The sequence below is a fragment of the Cloacibacillus sp. An23 genome, from assembly GCF_002159945.1.
Lineage (GTDB): Bacteria > Synergistota > Synergistia > Synergistales > Synergistaceae > Caccocola.
This window is the reverse complement of sequence record NZ_NFJQ01000014.1, coordinates 1-13,069: the sequence shown is the minus strand read 5'-3', so window position 1 is coordinate 13,069 and position 13,069 is coordinate 1. Positions and strand designations below refer to the sequence as shown.

Annotated in this window: 15 protein-coding genes; 10 read left to right on the top strand and 5 right to left on the bottom strand. The window is 60.8% G+C overall.

All coding sequences use genetic code 11. The features are described from left to right. Positions 1–44 precede the first annotated feature (44 nt). The 3 genes from B5F39_RS13005 to B5F39_RS12995 all read left to right on the top strand — a co-directional run bounded on the left by B5F39_RS13005 (position 45) and on the right by B5F39_RS12995 (position 3,198). A complete protein-coding gene (locus B5F39_RS13005) occupies positions 45–1,433 on the top strand; it encodes a phosphomannomutase/phosphoglucomutase (protein ID WP_087368407.1) in 1,389 nt (462 codons plus the stop codon). 61 nt (positions 1,434–1,494) lie between these two features. Next, positions 1,495–2,187 (top strand): hypothetical protein, encoded by a 693-nt coding sequence (locus tag B5F39_RS13000; protein ID WP_087368405.1) that lies wholly within the window; start codon positions 1,495–1,497, stop codon positions 2,185–2,187. A 12-nt stretch (positions 2,188–2,199) separates the two neighbouring features. Next, on the top strand, positions 2,200–3,198 hold the full coding sequence (locus tag B5F39_RS12995; RefSeq protein WP_087368404.1) for a GGGtGRT protein: 999 nt from the start codon (positions 2,200–2,202) through the stop codon (positions 3,196–3,198). 406 nt (positions 3,199–3,604) lie between these two features. Here B5F39_RS12995 and B5F39_RS12985 read toward each other — a convergent pair whose 3' ends face one another. After that, on the bottom strand, positions 3,605–3,919 hold the full coding sequence (locus B5F39_RS12985; RefSeq protein ID WP_239391287.1) for a DapH/DapD/GlmU-related protein: 315 nt from the start codon (positions 3,917–3,919) through the stop codon (positions 3,605–3,607). Between the two features lie 358 nt (positions 3,920–4,277). On the opposite strand from B5F39_RS12985, the gene B5F39_RS12980 reads away from it, so the two are divergent. From B5F39_RS12980 to B5F39_RS12950, 7 genes are all read left to right on the top strand, one after another. After that, complete coding sequence (locus B5F39_RS12980; RefSeq protein ID WP_087368399.1) at positions 4,278–4,643, top strand: PadR family transcriptional regulator; 366 nt, start codon at positions 4,278–4,280, stop codon at positions 4,641–4,643. A 77-nt stretch (positions 4,644–4,720) separates the two neighbouring features. Beyond that, complete coding sequence (locus B5F39_RS12975; protein WP_087368398.1) at positions 4,721–5,689, top strand: hypothetical protein; 969 nt, start codon at positions 4,721–4,723, stop codon at positions 5,687–5,689. A gap of 1 nt (position 5,690) precedes the next feature. Then, the gene (locus tag B5F39_RS12970) at positions 5,691–6,281 is read left to right on the top strand and encodes a DUF5714 domain-containing protein (RefSeq protein WP_087368396.1); all 591 of its coding nucleotides are present in this window, start codon (positions 5,691–5,693) and stop codon (positions 6,279–6,281) included. A gap of 10 nt (positions 6,282–6,291) precedes the next feature. Beyond that, entirely contained in the window at positions 6,292–7,323 is a 1,032-nt protein-coding gene (locus B5F39_RS12965) for an ABC transporter substrate-binding protein (protein ID WP_087368394.1), read from the top strand. Between the two features lie 4 nt (positions 7,324–7,327). Then, positions 7,328–8,110: an ABC transporter ATP-binding protein gene (locus B5F39_RS12960; protein ID WP_087368392.1), complete on the top strand. Its 783-nt coding sequence runs from the start codon at positions 7,328–7,330 to the stop codon at positions 8,108–8,110. Continuing rightward, positions 8,107–9,009: an ABC transporter permease gene (locus B5F39_RS12955; RefSeq protein WP_087368390.1), complete on the top strand. Its 903-nt coding sequence runs from the start codon at positions 8,107–8,109 to the stop codon at positions 9,007–9,009. The genes B5F39_RS12960 and B5F39_RS12955 overlap by 4 nt, the downstream gene beginning before the upstream one ends. A 41-nt stretch (positions 9,010–9,050) precedes the next feature. Continuing rightward, positions 9,051–9,944, top strand: coding sequence for a homocysteine S-methyltransferase family protein (locus B5F39_RS12950; protein ID WP_087368388.1), 894 nt, complete (start codon positions 9,051–9,053; stop codon positions 9,942–9,944). 141 nt (positions 9,945–10,085) lie between these two features. Here B5F39_RS12950 and B5F39_RS12945 read toward each other — a convergent pair whose 3' ends face one another. The 4 genes from B5F39_RS12945 to B5F39_RS12930 form a co-directional block, all read right to left on the bottom strand. Next, positions 10,086–11,234, bottom strand: a complete 1,149-nt coding sequence (locus B5F39_RS12945; RefSeq protein WP_087368386.1) for an FAD-binding oxidoreductase — start codon at positions 11,232–11,234, stop codon at positions 10,086–10,088. Positions 11,235–11,246: 12 nt separating this feature from the next. Beyond that, positions 11,247–11,516: a (2Fe-2S)-binding protein gene (locus B5F39_RS12940; RefSeq protein WP_087368384.1), complete on the bottom strand. Its 270-nt coding sequence runs from the start codon at positions 11,514–11,516 to the stop codon at positions 11,247–11,249. A gap of 1 nt (position 11,517) precedes the next feature. Continuing rightward, the gene (locus tag B5F39_RS12935) at positions 11,518–12,039 is read right to left on the bottom strand and encodes a 4Fe-4S dicluster domain-containing protein (RefSeq protein ID WP_087368382.1); all 522 of its coding nucleotides are present in this window, start codon (positions 12,037–12,039) and stop codon (positions 11,518–11,520) included. Positions 12,040–12,042: 3 nt separating this feature from the next. Then, positions 12,043–13,069 (bottom strand): NAD(P)/FAD-dependent oxidoreductase (locus tag B5F39_RS12930; RefSeq protein ID WP_143330757.1); only part of this gene is annotated, 1,027 nt, incomplete at its 5' end.

Genomic DNA, 13,069 nt, shown 5'->3' with positions numbered 1-13,069 from the left:
CGGCGCGAACGTCAGCCGATAGGCTGAGATATGGAGGTATCGCCATGAGCCGCGTTCCGGCGCACATTTTCCGCGAATATGACATAAGAGGCATTGCAGAGGACGAGCTTACAGACGAAAACGTATTTCTTATAGGACGCGCCTACGGCTCGTGGCTCGCCGCCCGCGGCGTGAAGGCCGCTTCGCTCGGCGGAGACGCCAGGCTTTCGACCCCGCGCATAAAGGCGGCCGCGGCGCGTGGACTCTGCGCCGCCGGCATAGACGTGACGGACATAGGCATGGTATCGACGCCTGCGTTCTACTGGAGCCTCTACCGCCTGCCCGTCGGCGGCGGCATAATGGTGACTGGCAGCCACAACCCGAAAGAGTTCAACGGCCTCAAGCTCGCCTACGACAAGGCGACGATATGGGGCGGCGACATCCAGGAGATACTGAAAATCATAGAAAGCGGCGATTTTCCTGAATCTCCGCGCGAGGGCGCGTTCTCGCACGCCGATATAAACGCGGAGTATATCGACATGCTCGTTTCGAAGATAACGCTGGGGCCGAGAAAACCTAAAATCGTCTGCGACAGCGGCAACGGCACGGGCGGCCTCTATGCGCCGGAGTTCCTGCGCCGCATCGGCTGCCGCGTGACGGAGCTCTACAGCGAGCCCGACGGCAATTTCCCGAACCACCACCCGGACCCGACGAAGCGCGAGAACCTTCCGAAGCTCATCGAGACTGTGCTCGCCGAGGGCGCGGACTTCGGCGTAGGCTTCGACGGAGACGCCGACAGGATAGGCGTCGTGGACGAGCGCGGCGAGGTGATATGGGGCGACAGGCTTATGGCGCTCTACTGGACGGAGATACTTCCGAAGCACCCGGGCGCGGTCGCGATATGCGAGGTCAAGAGCTCTATGGCGCTGCCCGAGACGATAGAGAAGTACGGAGGCCGCCCGCTCTGGTGGAAGGCGGGGCACTCGCTCGTCAAGGCGAAGATGCGCGAAGAGCACGCGCTCTTCTCCGGCGAGGTCTCGGGACACATGTTCTTCGCCGACGAGTACTACGGCTACGACGATTCGTTCTACGCGGCGGGGCGGCTCGCGCGCATATTCTCGAACGACGGCCGCAAGTTGTCGGAGATTATGGAAGAAATACCGGTCTACCCCTCGACGATAGAGACGCGCTACGACTGCCCCGACGATCTGAAATTCGCCGTCGTCGAGCGAGTGAAGGAGCGCGCGCTCGCGGAGCGGCTCGACGCGATAACGATAGACGGCGTGCGCATAGTCTACCCGCACGGCTGGGGGCTCGTGCGCGCCTCGAACACGCAGCCCGTGCTCGTCGCACGCTGCGAAGGGCGCACCGAAGAGGCGCTCGCTGAAATCACGAAAGATATGAAAAAAAGACTGCTCGACGCCGGCAGCCCCGATTTTGAATGGGGCTACTAGCGGCCCGTGGGGTTATAATTATCGGGTGAATACTCAAGAAGGGACAAGGAGGAAGTATTTCATGCAGTGTTCCCGCGAAGTTGAAGAAATGGTATGCGTGGCGAAGGGCGTGCATCACGGCCCCGCCCCGATACCGGAAGAGGGTAAATGGGTAGAATCGAAGCAGATAGGCGACATCTCCGGATTTACTCACGGAGTGGGCTGGTGCGCGCCTCAGCAGGGTGCGTGCAAGCTCTCGCTCAACGTTAAGGAGGGCGTGATACAGGAGGCGCTCGTCGAGACGATAGGATGCTCCGGCATGACGCACTCCGCGGCTATGGCGGCGGAGATACTGCCGGGCAAGACGCTGCTCGAGGCGCTTAACACCGACCTCGTCTGCGACGCCATAAACACCGCGATGCGCGAGCTGTTCCTGCAGATAGCCTACGGACGCACGCAGAGCGCGTTCTCCGAGAACGGCCTGCCCGTCGGCGCCGGGCTCGAGGACCTGGGCAAGGGGCTGCGCTCGCAGATAGGCACGATGTACGGCACTCTGCCGAAGGGGCCGCGCTACCTCGAGATGGCCGAGGGCTACGTGCTCGACCAGGCGCTCGACGAGAACGGCGAGATAATCGGCTACCGCTATGTCTCGCTCGGCAAGATGATGGAGGCCATACGCAAGGGCGTAGACCCGAAAGAGGCCTTCGAGAAGAACGTCGGCACCTACGGACGCTACGCCGAGGCCGCCAAGATCATCGACCCGCGCAGGCAGTAGGAGGGAAACGCAATGGCAAACTTTGAAGGTTACGAACGCAGGATAGAAAAGATAAACGCATTCCTCGCCGAGAAGGGAATCAAAGACCTCGACGAGGCGCGCGACATCTGCCTCGCCAAGGGCGTGGACGTCGCGGCGATAGTGCGCGGCATACAGCCGATAGCGTTTGAAAACGCCGTCTGGGCCTACACGCTCGGCGCGGCGAACGCGATAAAGAGCGGCGTCAAAACGGCGGCCGAAGCCGCCGAGAAGATAGGCGAGGGCCTCCAGGCCTTCTGCGTCCCCGGCTCGGTCGCCGACCAGCGCAAGGTCGGCCTCGGACACGGCAACCTCGCGGCGATGCTTCTGCGCGAAGAGACGAAATGCTTCTGCTTCCTCGCGGGCCACGAGTCCTTCGCGGCCGCGGAAGGCGCGATAGGCATCGCGCGCACGGCCAACAAAGTCCGCAAAGAGCCGCTGCGCGTCATACTCAACGGCCTCGGCAAGGACGCCGCCTACATCATCTCGCGCATCAACGGCTTCACCTCCGTCGAGACGAAGTACGACTATTTCACCGGCAGGCTCAACATCGTCAGCGAGCGCGCCTTCTCCGACGGCGACAAGGCCAAGGTCAAATGCTACGGCGCGGACGATGTCAGCGAAGGCGTCGCGATAATGATCCACGAGGGCGTAGACGTATCCATCACCGGCAACTCGACGAACCCGACGCGCTTCCAGCACCCCGTCGCGGGCACGTACAAAAAGTGGGCGGTAGAGAACGGCAAGAAATACTTCTCCGTCGCCTCGGGCGGCGGCACGGGCCGCACTCTGCACCCCGACAACATGGCTGCGGGCCCGGCCAGCTACGGCATGACCGACACGATGGGCCGCATGCACAGCGACGCGCAGTTCGCCGGCAGCTCGTCGGTCCCGGCGCACGTCGACATGATGGGGCTCATAGGCATGGGCAACAACCCGATGGTCGGAGCCTCCGTCGCCGTAGCAGTCGCGGTCGAAGAGGCTATGAAATAGGGAAATCCGAAACTTTGACGGAAATATCATAACGCGAGAGCCGGAGGCGTAAGCTTCCGGCTTTTTTAGCCGTTTAATTTTCCGGCGAAGAACTTATAGTCCGCCATGCCCCGGGCCGAATCGGTATCGGTTCGAGCTTCCCGCTCCGCCGCTTGTTTCGCGCCGCCGGATTCCGGGACGGAGGAAAACTTGACGGCACGCGCCGCGCTGTGCGGAGGGTTTCATCGTCCGCCAGGCGGCGCGGCGGTATTTGCGTTTGCGCGAAAAGCCGCGCCCATGAACGGGGATTTGCCTCTTCTCGCCGTTATTGCGGACGGATACGGCGGATCGGATTTCCGAGAAAAGTCCGCCGAGCGCGGCGCTCATCGCCGTGAACGTTCCGGCGGCGGACGCGCGGGCGCGCCGGTTATATCGCACTCTTTTTTATCACGCGCGCAGGCACGCCTCCGACGACGGCAAGAGGCGGCACGTCCTTCGTCACGACCGCGCCGGCCGCCACAATCGCGCCGTCGCCGACCGTGATTCCGCCCTGGTCCTGAAAGCAGCAGCAAGAGTTAATGAATACGTTCTTTCCAATCTTTATGTTCTTTCCGCAGTCCGTATAGAAAGGCGGGAACAGGTTGAAGCTCTCGTCTACCTCGCGCCCGGTAAGCTCGGCGAAGAGCCGCCGTATCTCCTCCGGCTCGCGGAACCCGGAGTTCAGCAGCGCGGTCACGCGCATGGCCTCGCGGCTCAGCTCCACCATATGGCGGTGGACGTCGGAGCCCGCCGTAACTTTCCGCCCCGATGCCATTATTTCAAGAAATTCTTTTGTTTCCATCTGTTCTTATAAATCTTCCTTTCTGCGCACGGCGCGACTTCTCGCGGTCTAGGATAGCGCGCCGGACGCGCGTGCGGCAAATGCCTGTAATTTATAGGCTTCCATAGCTTACGGTAATGGGTCGCGCGTGCTGCGCTTTTTGCGATAATGCAAAAAAACGTTTTATCCGCGCAAAAAGCAGCCGGCGGCGGCTTTTAATTTTTTGCGGCCTCTGATAATATATTAGATGAAGTCCAATAGATGAAGAGGTCGAATAGTTATGAAGAAATGCGCGTGCCGCGGGTCGTTTCTCGAAAGGTTCATACAGCCGTCCATACTTCTGCTCCTGAACGAGGAGCCGATGCACGGCTTCTCGATACTCAAGAAGCTCTATAAAAGCGACATTATGGATTACAGCAGCATAGACCCTACGGGGTTGTACCGCACTCTCAAGAAGATGGAGGAGTCGGGGCTGCTCGCCTCGCGCATAGAGGCCGACGGCGGCGTGCAGGCCAAGCGCGTCTACGAGATAACGGAGGAGGGTCGGCTCTGCCTCGTATTCTGGCGCGCGACGCTGCTCGGCTACAGGGACAAGATAGACCGCCTCGCGCAGGCGATACCGGAGGTCATAGACGACGGGATGTAGGCTGCAGGCCGCGTGCGCGGCGGAGGAAGCCGCGCGCCGGAGCTTTTTATAGAAATCCGCAAGGAGGAGTGGAATTTATGAACGAAGCGCTTGAAAGGGCGTCGGCTGGCGAAGAGCTTCGCCGCGCCGACGTGCTGGAGCTTTTGTCGCTCGAGGTAGGGAGCGGTGACTATTACGCGCTGCTATGCGCGGCGAACGCGGAGGCGCGCTCGCGGTTCGGCGGGCGCGGCGCGATATTTGCGCAGATTGGGATAGAGGCGTCGCCGTGTCCAGCGAACTGCGGCTTCTGCTCGCTCGCGAAGGATGTTTTTCCGGCGGAGAACAGCTTCGTCCTGCCTGTCGAAAGCGCGTGCTATATGGCCGGGGAGATAGCGGCGCAGGGAGTGGACGAGCTTTTCCTGATGACCACGGCCAATTATCCGCAGGAGGATTTTCTCGAATACGCGCGGCGCGTGCGCGAACATATCCCCGACGGCATGCGCTTCGTCGCGAACGTCGGCGACTTTGGACACGAGTACGCGCGCGAGCTGCGGGCCGCCGGCTTTACGGGAGTCTACCATATACGCAGGCTCGGCGAGGGGCGCGACACGGAGCTCGAACCGGCGGCGCGCGTGAGGACGCTCGACGCCGTTAAGGAGGCCGGGCTCGAACTCTACTACTGCGTTGAGCCGATAGGCCCCGAGCACACTTATGAAGAGATCGCCGACGAGATGTTCCGCGCTAAGGAATACCCGGTCGGCGTAATGGCCGTCATGAAGCGCGTATGCGTGCCGGGCACGCGGCTTTTCGGGCGCGGCGAGATATCGGCTGCGGAGCTCGCGAAGATATGCGCCGTGGCGGAGCTGTGCGTGAAGCCGGAGCGCGCGATGGGCGTACACGAGCCGGACGAGCTCTGCCTGATGGCCGGGGCGAACCAGATATACGCCGAGGTCAGCGTCAATCCGCGCGACACGAGCCTCTCTACCGAGACCGGGCGCGGCGCGTCCGCGGCGAAGACCAAGGCGATGCTTGCGGCGGCGGAATGGCGCTGGGAGGGGAGGCGCTGAGATGGCCGGCTGCGGGAACGACAGGAGCTTTGAGGTGATAACGGAAAAGTGCTTCGAATATTACAGACGGCCTGAGGGGCGGGGCGTCATGGATGTCGTCGATTCCGTAATGAACGACGCGAATTTCCCCATGCACAACTTTGCGCACCACTATCTCGTGCCCGCCGTGCTGCTCGCCGACGTCTGCGCGAAGAACGAAGTTTCGCCCGAGGAATTTCGGAAAAAGCTCGACGAAGCCATGAAGCGCGCGCACAACGTTCTGCCTGCCTTCTGCGGCTTTTACGGAGCCTGCGGCGCGGCGGTCGGCTGCGGCATATTCATGAGCGTCTACACCGGCACGACGCCGCTGTCTAAGGAGACGTGGGGGCTATGCAACTACGCCACGGCGGGCGCTCTGTCCGAGATGGCGAAGATCGGAGGCCCGCGCTGCTGCAAGCGCAACACATTCGCGGCGCTTCTTTTTATGAAAAAATACATAGCCCGTCATCTCGGCACGGTGATAAGCATGCCGGACGCGGTGAGATGCGCCTACAGAAAATTCAACAACGAATGCCTCGGCGAGGCCTGCCCCTTCTGCGAGGGCGGCGAATAGTGGAACGGGTATGAGAAACGTCATCTGCGCGCTTCTGCTCGCGGCGGCGTTGCTCTTCCCGGCGGCTTCGGAGGCGGGGGAGGCGGCGCTGCGCGTCGGCAACATGGGAAACAGCATCAAGCCCGCGATGGTCGTGCTCGCGCACATGATGGGCTACTACTCGGACGAGGGGCTCGACGTCGAGATAATGCAGATATCGAACCTCAACGAGGGCGTCACCGCAGTGCAGCTCGGCAAGCTCGACGTGCTGCCGCTCGGCATCATACCGTCGCTGACCTACGCCGCGAAGGGCGCGGAGCTCGTGATATACGGCGGCACGATAGCGGAGGGCTGCCAGGGCGTGACCCTGCCCGAGAACAAGGACAAGTACCGCGACATAAAGAATTTCAAAGGCAAAAAGATAGCCGTCCACCGCCCCGAGACCGGGCAGATGATAATGCGCTCGAAGATGCGCGAGGCCGGGCTGGACCTCGCGAAAGACGTGGAGATAATACAGCTCGACGGCTTTCAGGCGATAATAGAGGCCGTCTCGAAGGGCATGGCGGACATAGGCTTCGTCAACAGCGGCTTCGGCCTCATCGCGGAAAAGCGCGGCCTTGCAGTCGCCTTCAACATCAGGGACGCCGCGCCGAACGCCGTATGCTGCCGTCAGACCGCCTCGCGCGAGACCTTTGAGAAAAAGCGCGCCGCGCTCGTCAAATTCCAGATTGCGAACCTGCGCGCTTACAAGCTGACGCGCGACGACCCCGATACGGCGGTCGCGAAACTCATGGAATTTTCGGGACAGCCGGAGGACTACGTGAGATACTGCCTTTACTCCGACGTTATGGTGATAACGATGGACCCGGCGGTCAACAGGATAAAGGAGTTCTACAAGATAATGGAGGCCAACGGCGACCTGCCGAAGGGGGCGAAGGCCGATATATCGGACTGCGTGGATTCGACGGTCTATCGCGAGGCGCTCGACGAAATGCTGAGACGCTTCCCGGACTGCGAATATTTCAAAAAAATGGACGCGGAATACGCCGCCAACAATCTTTAGCGTCATGGCGGCCCCGTTCGCTATAGAGGCGGAAAATATATATTTCAGCTACGCCGCGGAGCCGCCGGTGCTCCGGGGCCTTTCCATGCGCGCCGCGCGCGGCGAGTTCGTCTGCGTGCTCGGCCACAGCGGCTGCGGCAAAAGCACGCTTCTGAACATAGTCATGGGGCTGCTGCGTCCCTCGTCCGGCACAGTGCGCGTCAACGGCGACGAGATTCGCGGCCCCGGCACGGACAGGGCGATAGTCTTTCAGGATTACTCTCTGTTTCCGTGGATGACGGCGCTCGGGAACGTAGCTTTCGCTGCGCGCCACGCGCGTAAAATATCCAAGGCCGAAGCCGCATCGCTCGCCGGCGAATATCTCGCGCAGGTCGGCCTCTACGGCGACCGCGCCAAATATCCGCACCAGCTCTCGGGCGGCATGAGGCAGCGCGTCGCGATAGCGCGCGCTCTTGCGATGGACGCCGGGACGTGGCTCTTCGACGAGCCGTTCAGCGCGCTCGACCCGCGTATGCGCCGCTCGCTCCAGACTCTCGTGGGCGAAGTGGCCAAACGCGGAACCGGGCGCACGGTGCTCTTCGTCACGCACAACGTGGACGAGGCCGTGACGCTCGGCGAGCGGATACTCTTCATGGACGGCGGCGCGATACGGCGCGAAGTCCCGGTCCCCTTCGGCTATCCGCGCGTGCATAAGGAGATAACGGGCACGAGGGAGTATTTCTCGCTTGTCAGCCGTCTCGCGGAATATTTCTGCGAGGCCGGGGAAAGGCGTGCGGCGGAGAGATGAAGCGCTCCTTCGCCCTCGCTCAGCTCGCCCTCGCGTCTCTCGCCGCGCTCGTGCTCTGGAACAGCCGCAAAGCGCCCTCCGGCTGCGCGATGCTCATGGGCGCGCTCGTCCTGACGGAGCTGTGCTACGCAGCGCGCGTCCGCCGCTCGCCGGAAAGGACGGCGCAGTTTTCCGCGATAGCCTGCATCGCGCTCGCCGTCCTCACCGCGTGGGAGCTTTCCGCCGTCAACCTGGGGATAGCAAACCCGATACTCCTGCCGCCGCCGCGCGACGTTTTTCAGGCCTTCTGGGACTGCCGCGCACTTATGCTGCGCGGCGTATTCTCGTCGCTTACGCTGCTCGGCGCGAGCATGCTCATCGCCGTCGCCTCCGGCGTCACGCTAGGCCTTTTCGTTGGCCTTTCTCCGTTCATGCGCGGCGTATTCCTGCCCATAGCGAAGGTGCTGAGCCCGATACCGCCGGTGATATACAGCCCCTACGCCGTCGCCGTCATGCCTACCTTCCGCAGCGCGGCGGCCGCGATAATCGTGCTCGGCATCTTCTGGCCCACCTTCATGGGGATAATCAACCGTGCCGCCGCGATGGACAAACGCATAATAAATTCGGCGCGCGCCCTCGGCCTCACGCGCCGCGAGATGATTTTCCAAATAATGATACCGTACCTGTTCCCCGGGATAATGTCCGGCCTTCATGTGACTCTCTCGACGTCATTCCTGCTGCTCACGATGGCTGAGATGACGGGCGCGTCGAGCGGCCTCGGATATTTTATAAAAAATTACTCCGACTATGCGAACTACACGAACGTCATAGCCGGCATTATACTCATAGGAGTCGTAGTCAGCCTTCTTAACGCGCTGCTGAGTTTCGCGGAAAGAAAGCTGGTCCGCTGGAAGGAATAGCGCGCGGAAATTATACGGACTACGGAAAGGCGTGAACGTTGATGGAAAAAGCAGAAAAGAAAATAATCATGCTCGACGGAGCGGCGGGGACGAGCCTTTGGGAAAAGGCTTCCGAAAAGGTCCCGGTCTGGCGCTACAACGTCGAAAACCCGAAAATAGTGCGCGAGCTCAACGAAGAATACGTTGATGCCGGAGCCGACATAATAATGGCGAACACTTTCGCAGCGAACGGCGCGGAGGTAGCGCGCTCGAGCTCCTACAGCGTCGGGCAGGTCGTATCGGCCGGCGTAAAAATAGCGCAGGACGCCGCCGACGGCCGCGTCAGGGTAGGGCTCGCGATAGGTCCGCTTACGGGGCTGCTCAAGCCGTACGGCAAAATATCGCGCGAAGAGGCGAAAGCGATGTACGAAGAGCAGATAGGCGCGGGAATGCAGGAAAAACCCGACATGATATGGATGCTGACCTTCATGGATCTCGAGATGATGAAGATAGCGGCGGAGATAGCCTCGGGATACGGCGTTCCCGTCTGCTGCTCCATGAGCTTCATGGGAGCCAACAAAAACGGCGTGCGCCCGAAGACCGCGCGCACGATGATGGGAAACACGCCGAAGGACATCGTCGAAGGGCTGCGTCCGTACAACGTAGCCGCCGTCGGCCTCAACTGCTCGCTTGGCCCTGTGGACGCGCTGCCGGTCATCGCGGACTTCAAGGCCGTCACCGACCTGCCGGTAATCTTCAAACCCAACGCCGGAACGCCGATAGCGAACGACGACGGTTCGTTCGACGCCTCGTTCGACATCGAGACCTTCGCCGGCGACGTGCTCCCGGCCGTAGACATGGGCGCTGCCTACATAGGCGGCTGCTGCGGTACGAACCCGGCCTACATCAGGCGGTTGGCCGAGAAAATAAAACAGAAGCTCGAAGCGGAAGCGTAAGGCCGCTGCGCGAATAATACCGCGCCCGGTCGCGATAAGCGGCGCGGCGCGCGGAAAGGCCGGTAAAAAGGGAAAAATAAAACCGCCGGAGAGTTGCTCCGGCGGCTGCTTTGTGTCTTTTCTCGGAAATTTTCCGCGCGTCTAAACGACGTTCGGCTCGATTATTCTTTCGCCGCGCTCGAAGCGGCGGTAGTCCATTATCGTCGGGTCGATGATCGGCGTGTCGCCGTTGAGCAGCGCCGTCATTATCTGTCCCGCGACGGGGCCGAGCATGAAGCCGTGTCCCGAGAAGCCGGTCGCGTGCCAGAAGTGCTTAACGTCCGTCTCGCCGAGTATAGGCGCCGCGTCGGGCGTCATGTCGTAATGCCCGGCCCACTGGCGCACGACGCGGATGTTCTTGGCGCGCGGCAGGAGCTTAAGCACCGTGCGCGCGATGCTCGCGATGGAATGCACGGTCGCCGTGTAGCCCGTGACAGGCTCGTGCGACGGGCTTTCTCCGGCGATTATCGAACCGTGCGGACGCTGCTGGATGTAGAAATTTCCGCTGAAGCTCATGAGCATCGGCGGGCATACGCCCGGATCGACCGGCTCGGTGATGAATATCTCGTGACGCTCGGCCCAGTTCGGCAGCTTGATGCCGGCCATCGCCGCCACGTCCTGAGCCCACGAACCTGCGCAGTTGATCACGTCGCCGCACTCTATCGTACCGCGGTTCGTCTCTACGGCCTTGATCTCGCCTCTTTCGACACGCAGCCCGGTGACCTCGGTAAATTTGCAGAACTTGACGCCGAGACGCTTCGCCGCCTCCTGGAAGGCGAAGGTCGTTAGGAACGGGTCGGCGTGTCCGTCGCGGTGGTAATAGGTGAAGCCGAGCGCGTCGTCTACGGCGACGCCGGGGCATATCTCCTGCGCGCGCTTCACGTCGGTGAATATTTCCGTGTTTATACCGAGACTGTGCTGGAGTTCGACGTTCTTCTTGAACTGCTCCCACTCCTTCTCCTTATAGGCGATGAGCAGGTAGCCGCCCTGGTTGAGCCCGGTCGGCAGACCGAGTTCTTCGTCGAGCTGCTCGAATGTGTCGAGGCAGGCGAGCGCCATGCGGCAGTTGAGCTCAAGCCCCCACTGCGCGCGTATACCCGCGCCGCAGCGTCCGGTCGAGCCAGAACAGACCGTGTTCTTCTCTACGAGTACGACGTTCTTGCGCCCCGACTTGGCGAGATAGTAGGCCGTAGCCGCTCCGACTACTCCGCCCCCTATTACTACTATATCGGCTGTTTTCTGGAAATCCATGCTTCACACCTCCTAATCGCAGTCCTCGGCAAGGAGGCTGATCTTTATCGGCTTCACCGGCGGTCGTATCGTGCCGGGCGCTATGTCGGCGACGTTGCGTCCCGTCGCCTTCGCGAGCTCGCGCAGGATGATGTCGCGGCAGCCACGTCCCTGGCACGGCCCCATTCCTACGCGCAGTATCCTCTTAAGCTCGTCGAACTCGGTATAGCCCGCCGCTATCCATCTGCGTATTTCGTCTATCTCTATCTCTTCGCAGCGGCATATCACGTTTGCCTTCGCCATTTCAGCACACCACCTTTATCGCGCGTATGTCGTCGTATTTGTCTTTCGGTATCGCGACGCTCACGACGTACGTCTTGTCCTTGGACGGTTCGGTTACCGTTATGACTTCTCCGTCCGCTATCTCCGCCCCGTCCCTGCCGAGGCATTTGACGGTCTGTCCCTTTTCTGGGAGCGGGAGCAGTTCGTACGGGAGTTTTATCACGGCTTTGTCTTCCGAGTATGTCAGGTCTATCACGAAGCAGGCGAGCCCCGGGCATCTCGATACGCATATCCCGCAGCCGGTGCATTTCGCGTAGTCTATTTTCGGCGTGTCGTTTATGTCTTCAAACGGAAGTACGGCTCCCGTCGGGCAGCTTGTGTAGCATGGGTTGCAGGGTATCCGTTTCGGGCATTCTATCACTACGTAGCCGCCTTTTTTCTTTTCCCACTGTTCTTTGGGCGGAAGTACGGCCCCTTCGCGGTGTTCTACGAGTATCCCGCTGTTGAAGAGTTTTTCTTTATTTGTTTCGCAGCAGCAGCCCATGGTCTACGCCTCCCATCCGCCGGTCATTACCTGGTCTATGCCGGCGCGTATTTTTTCTCCGACTTCTCCGGCGCGCAGGTGGCCGAGCCTTTCCCAGTATTCGTGGAATTTGTCGTCGTCTACCGTAAGGCCTAACGCTTTGGCTGCGCTGTGGCCCGCTATCCTGCCTTCCACCATGGCGGCGGAGGCTTCTTCTATTCCTGAGGCGTCTCCGGCCACCCATATGTCTTTGTTGCTGGTGCGCATGTTTTTGTCTCTGTAGGGGACGTATCCGCAGAGCTGCGGTACGTATTTCATTTCGCATCCTGCCTGCCAGAAGAGCTCTGTGGTGGGGGCGAGCCCTACGGCCATGCAGATTATGTCGCAGTCTATTTTCTCCGGCTCGCCTTTGAGCTGGAATTTGTCGTCGAGCTCTTGTATCACGGCGCCTTCGAGCACTCTGTCTCCTATGGCTTCGGTTACGGTGTGCTGAAGGAGTATCGGGATGCCGAGTCTTCTTATTTTGGCCGCGTGTACCCAGTAGCCCCCGACTTTTGGCATGGCTTCTACTACGGCGGCTACTTCGACTCCGGCCTGCGCGAGCTGGTAGCTTACTATGAGTCCTATGTTTCCGGCCCCGACCATGAGCACTCTTTTACCCGGCGTTACGCCGTAGACGTTCATGAGTGTCTGTACGGCTCCCGCGCCGTAGACGCCCGGGAGGTCGTTGTTGGGGAATGGGATCATTCTTTCCTGGGCCCCGGTGGCTATTACGGCTTTTTTGGCTTTTACCCTGTAGTAGTCTTCTTCGCCTTCCATTACGGTGTAGACTCCGTCTTCTGGGTAGTAGCCCGTTACTGTGGAGTTGCATTTTATGGTCACTTTGTCCTCGAGAGAGGCTATTTCGTTAAGGAGGATGTCCGCTATCTTGTAGCCTCTGGTTCCCGCGTATTCGTCGCGCGAGCCGAAGAATTTGTGGGTCTGTTTGACGAGCTGTCCTCCCGGGTGGAGGTCGCTTTCTATTACCGTGACTTTGGCTCCCGCCCCCGCG

Bases quoted from the DNA above. Each gene is read 5' to 3' on its own strand.
- B5F39_RS13005 (WP_087368407.1), top strand. From the start codon at position 45: ATGAGCCGCGTTCCGGCGCACATTTTCCGCGAATATGACATAAGAGGC.
- B5F39_RS13000 (WP_087368405.1), top strand. From the start codon at position 1,495: ATGCAGTGTTCCCGCGAAGTTGAAGAAATGGTATGCGTGGCGAAGGGC.
- B5F39_RS12995 (WP_087368404.1), top strand. From the start codon at position 2,200: ATGGCAAACTTTGAAGGTTACGAACGCAGGATAGAAAAGATAAACGCA.
- B5F39_RS12985 (WP_239391287.1), bottom strand. From the start codon at position 3,919: ATGCGCGTGACCGCGCTGCTGAACTCCGGGTTCCGCGAGCCGGAGGAG.
- B5F39_RS12980 (WP_087368399.1), top strand. From the start codon at position 4,278: ATGAAGAAATGCGCGTGCCGCGGGTCGTTTCTCGAAAGGTTCATACAG.
- B5F39_RS12975 (WP_087368398.1), top strand. From the start codon at position 4,721: ATGAACGAAGCGCTTGAAAGGGCGTCGGCTGGCGAAGAGCTTCGCCGC.
- B5F39_RS12970 (WP_087368396.1), top strand. From the start codon at position 5,691: ATGGCCGGCTGCGGGAACGACAGGAGCTTTGAGGTGATAACGGAAAAG.
- B5F39_RS12965 (WP_087368394.1), top strand. From the start codon at position 6,292: ATGAGAAACGTCATCTGCGCGCTTCTGCTCGCGGCGGCGTTGCTCTTC.
- B5F39_RS12960 (WP_087368392.1), top strand. From the start codon at position 7,328: ATGGCGGCCCCGTTCGCTATAGAGGCGGAAAATATATATTTCAGCTAC.
- B5F39_RS12955 (WP_087368390.1), top strand. From the start codon at position 8,107: ATGAAGCGCTCCTTCGCCCTCGCTCAGCTCGCCCTCGCGTCTCTCGCC.
- B5F39_RS12950 (WP_087368388.1), top strand. From the start codon at position 9,051: ATGGAAAAAGCAGAAAAGAAAATAATCATGCTCGACGGAGCGGCGGGG.
- B5F39_RS12945 (WP_087368386.1), bottom strand. From the start codon at position 11,234: ATGGATTTCCAGAAAACAGCCGATATAGTAGTAATAGGGGGCGGAGTA.
- B5F39_RS12940 (WP_087368384.1), bottom strand. From the start codon at position 11,516: ATGGCGAAGGCAAACGTGATATGCCGCTGCGAAGAGATAGAGATAGAC.
- B5F39_RS12935 (WP_087368382.1), bottom strand. From the start codon at position 12,039: ATGGGCTGCTGCTGCGAAACAAATAAAGAAAAACTCTTCAACAGCGGG.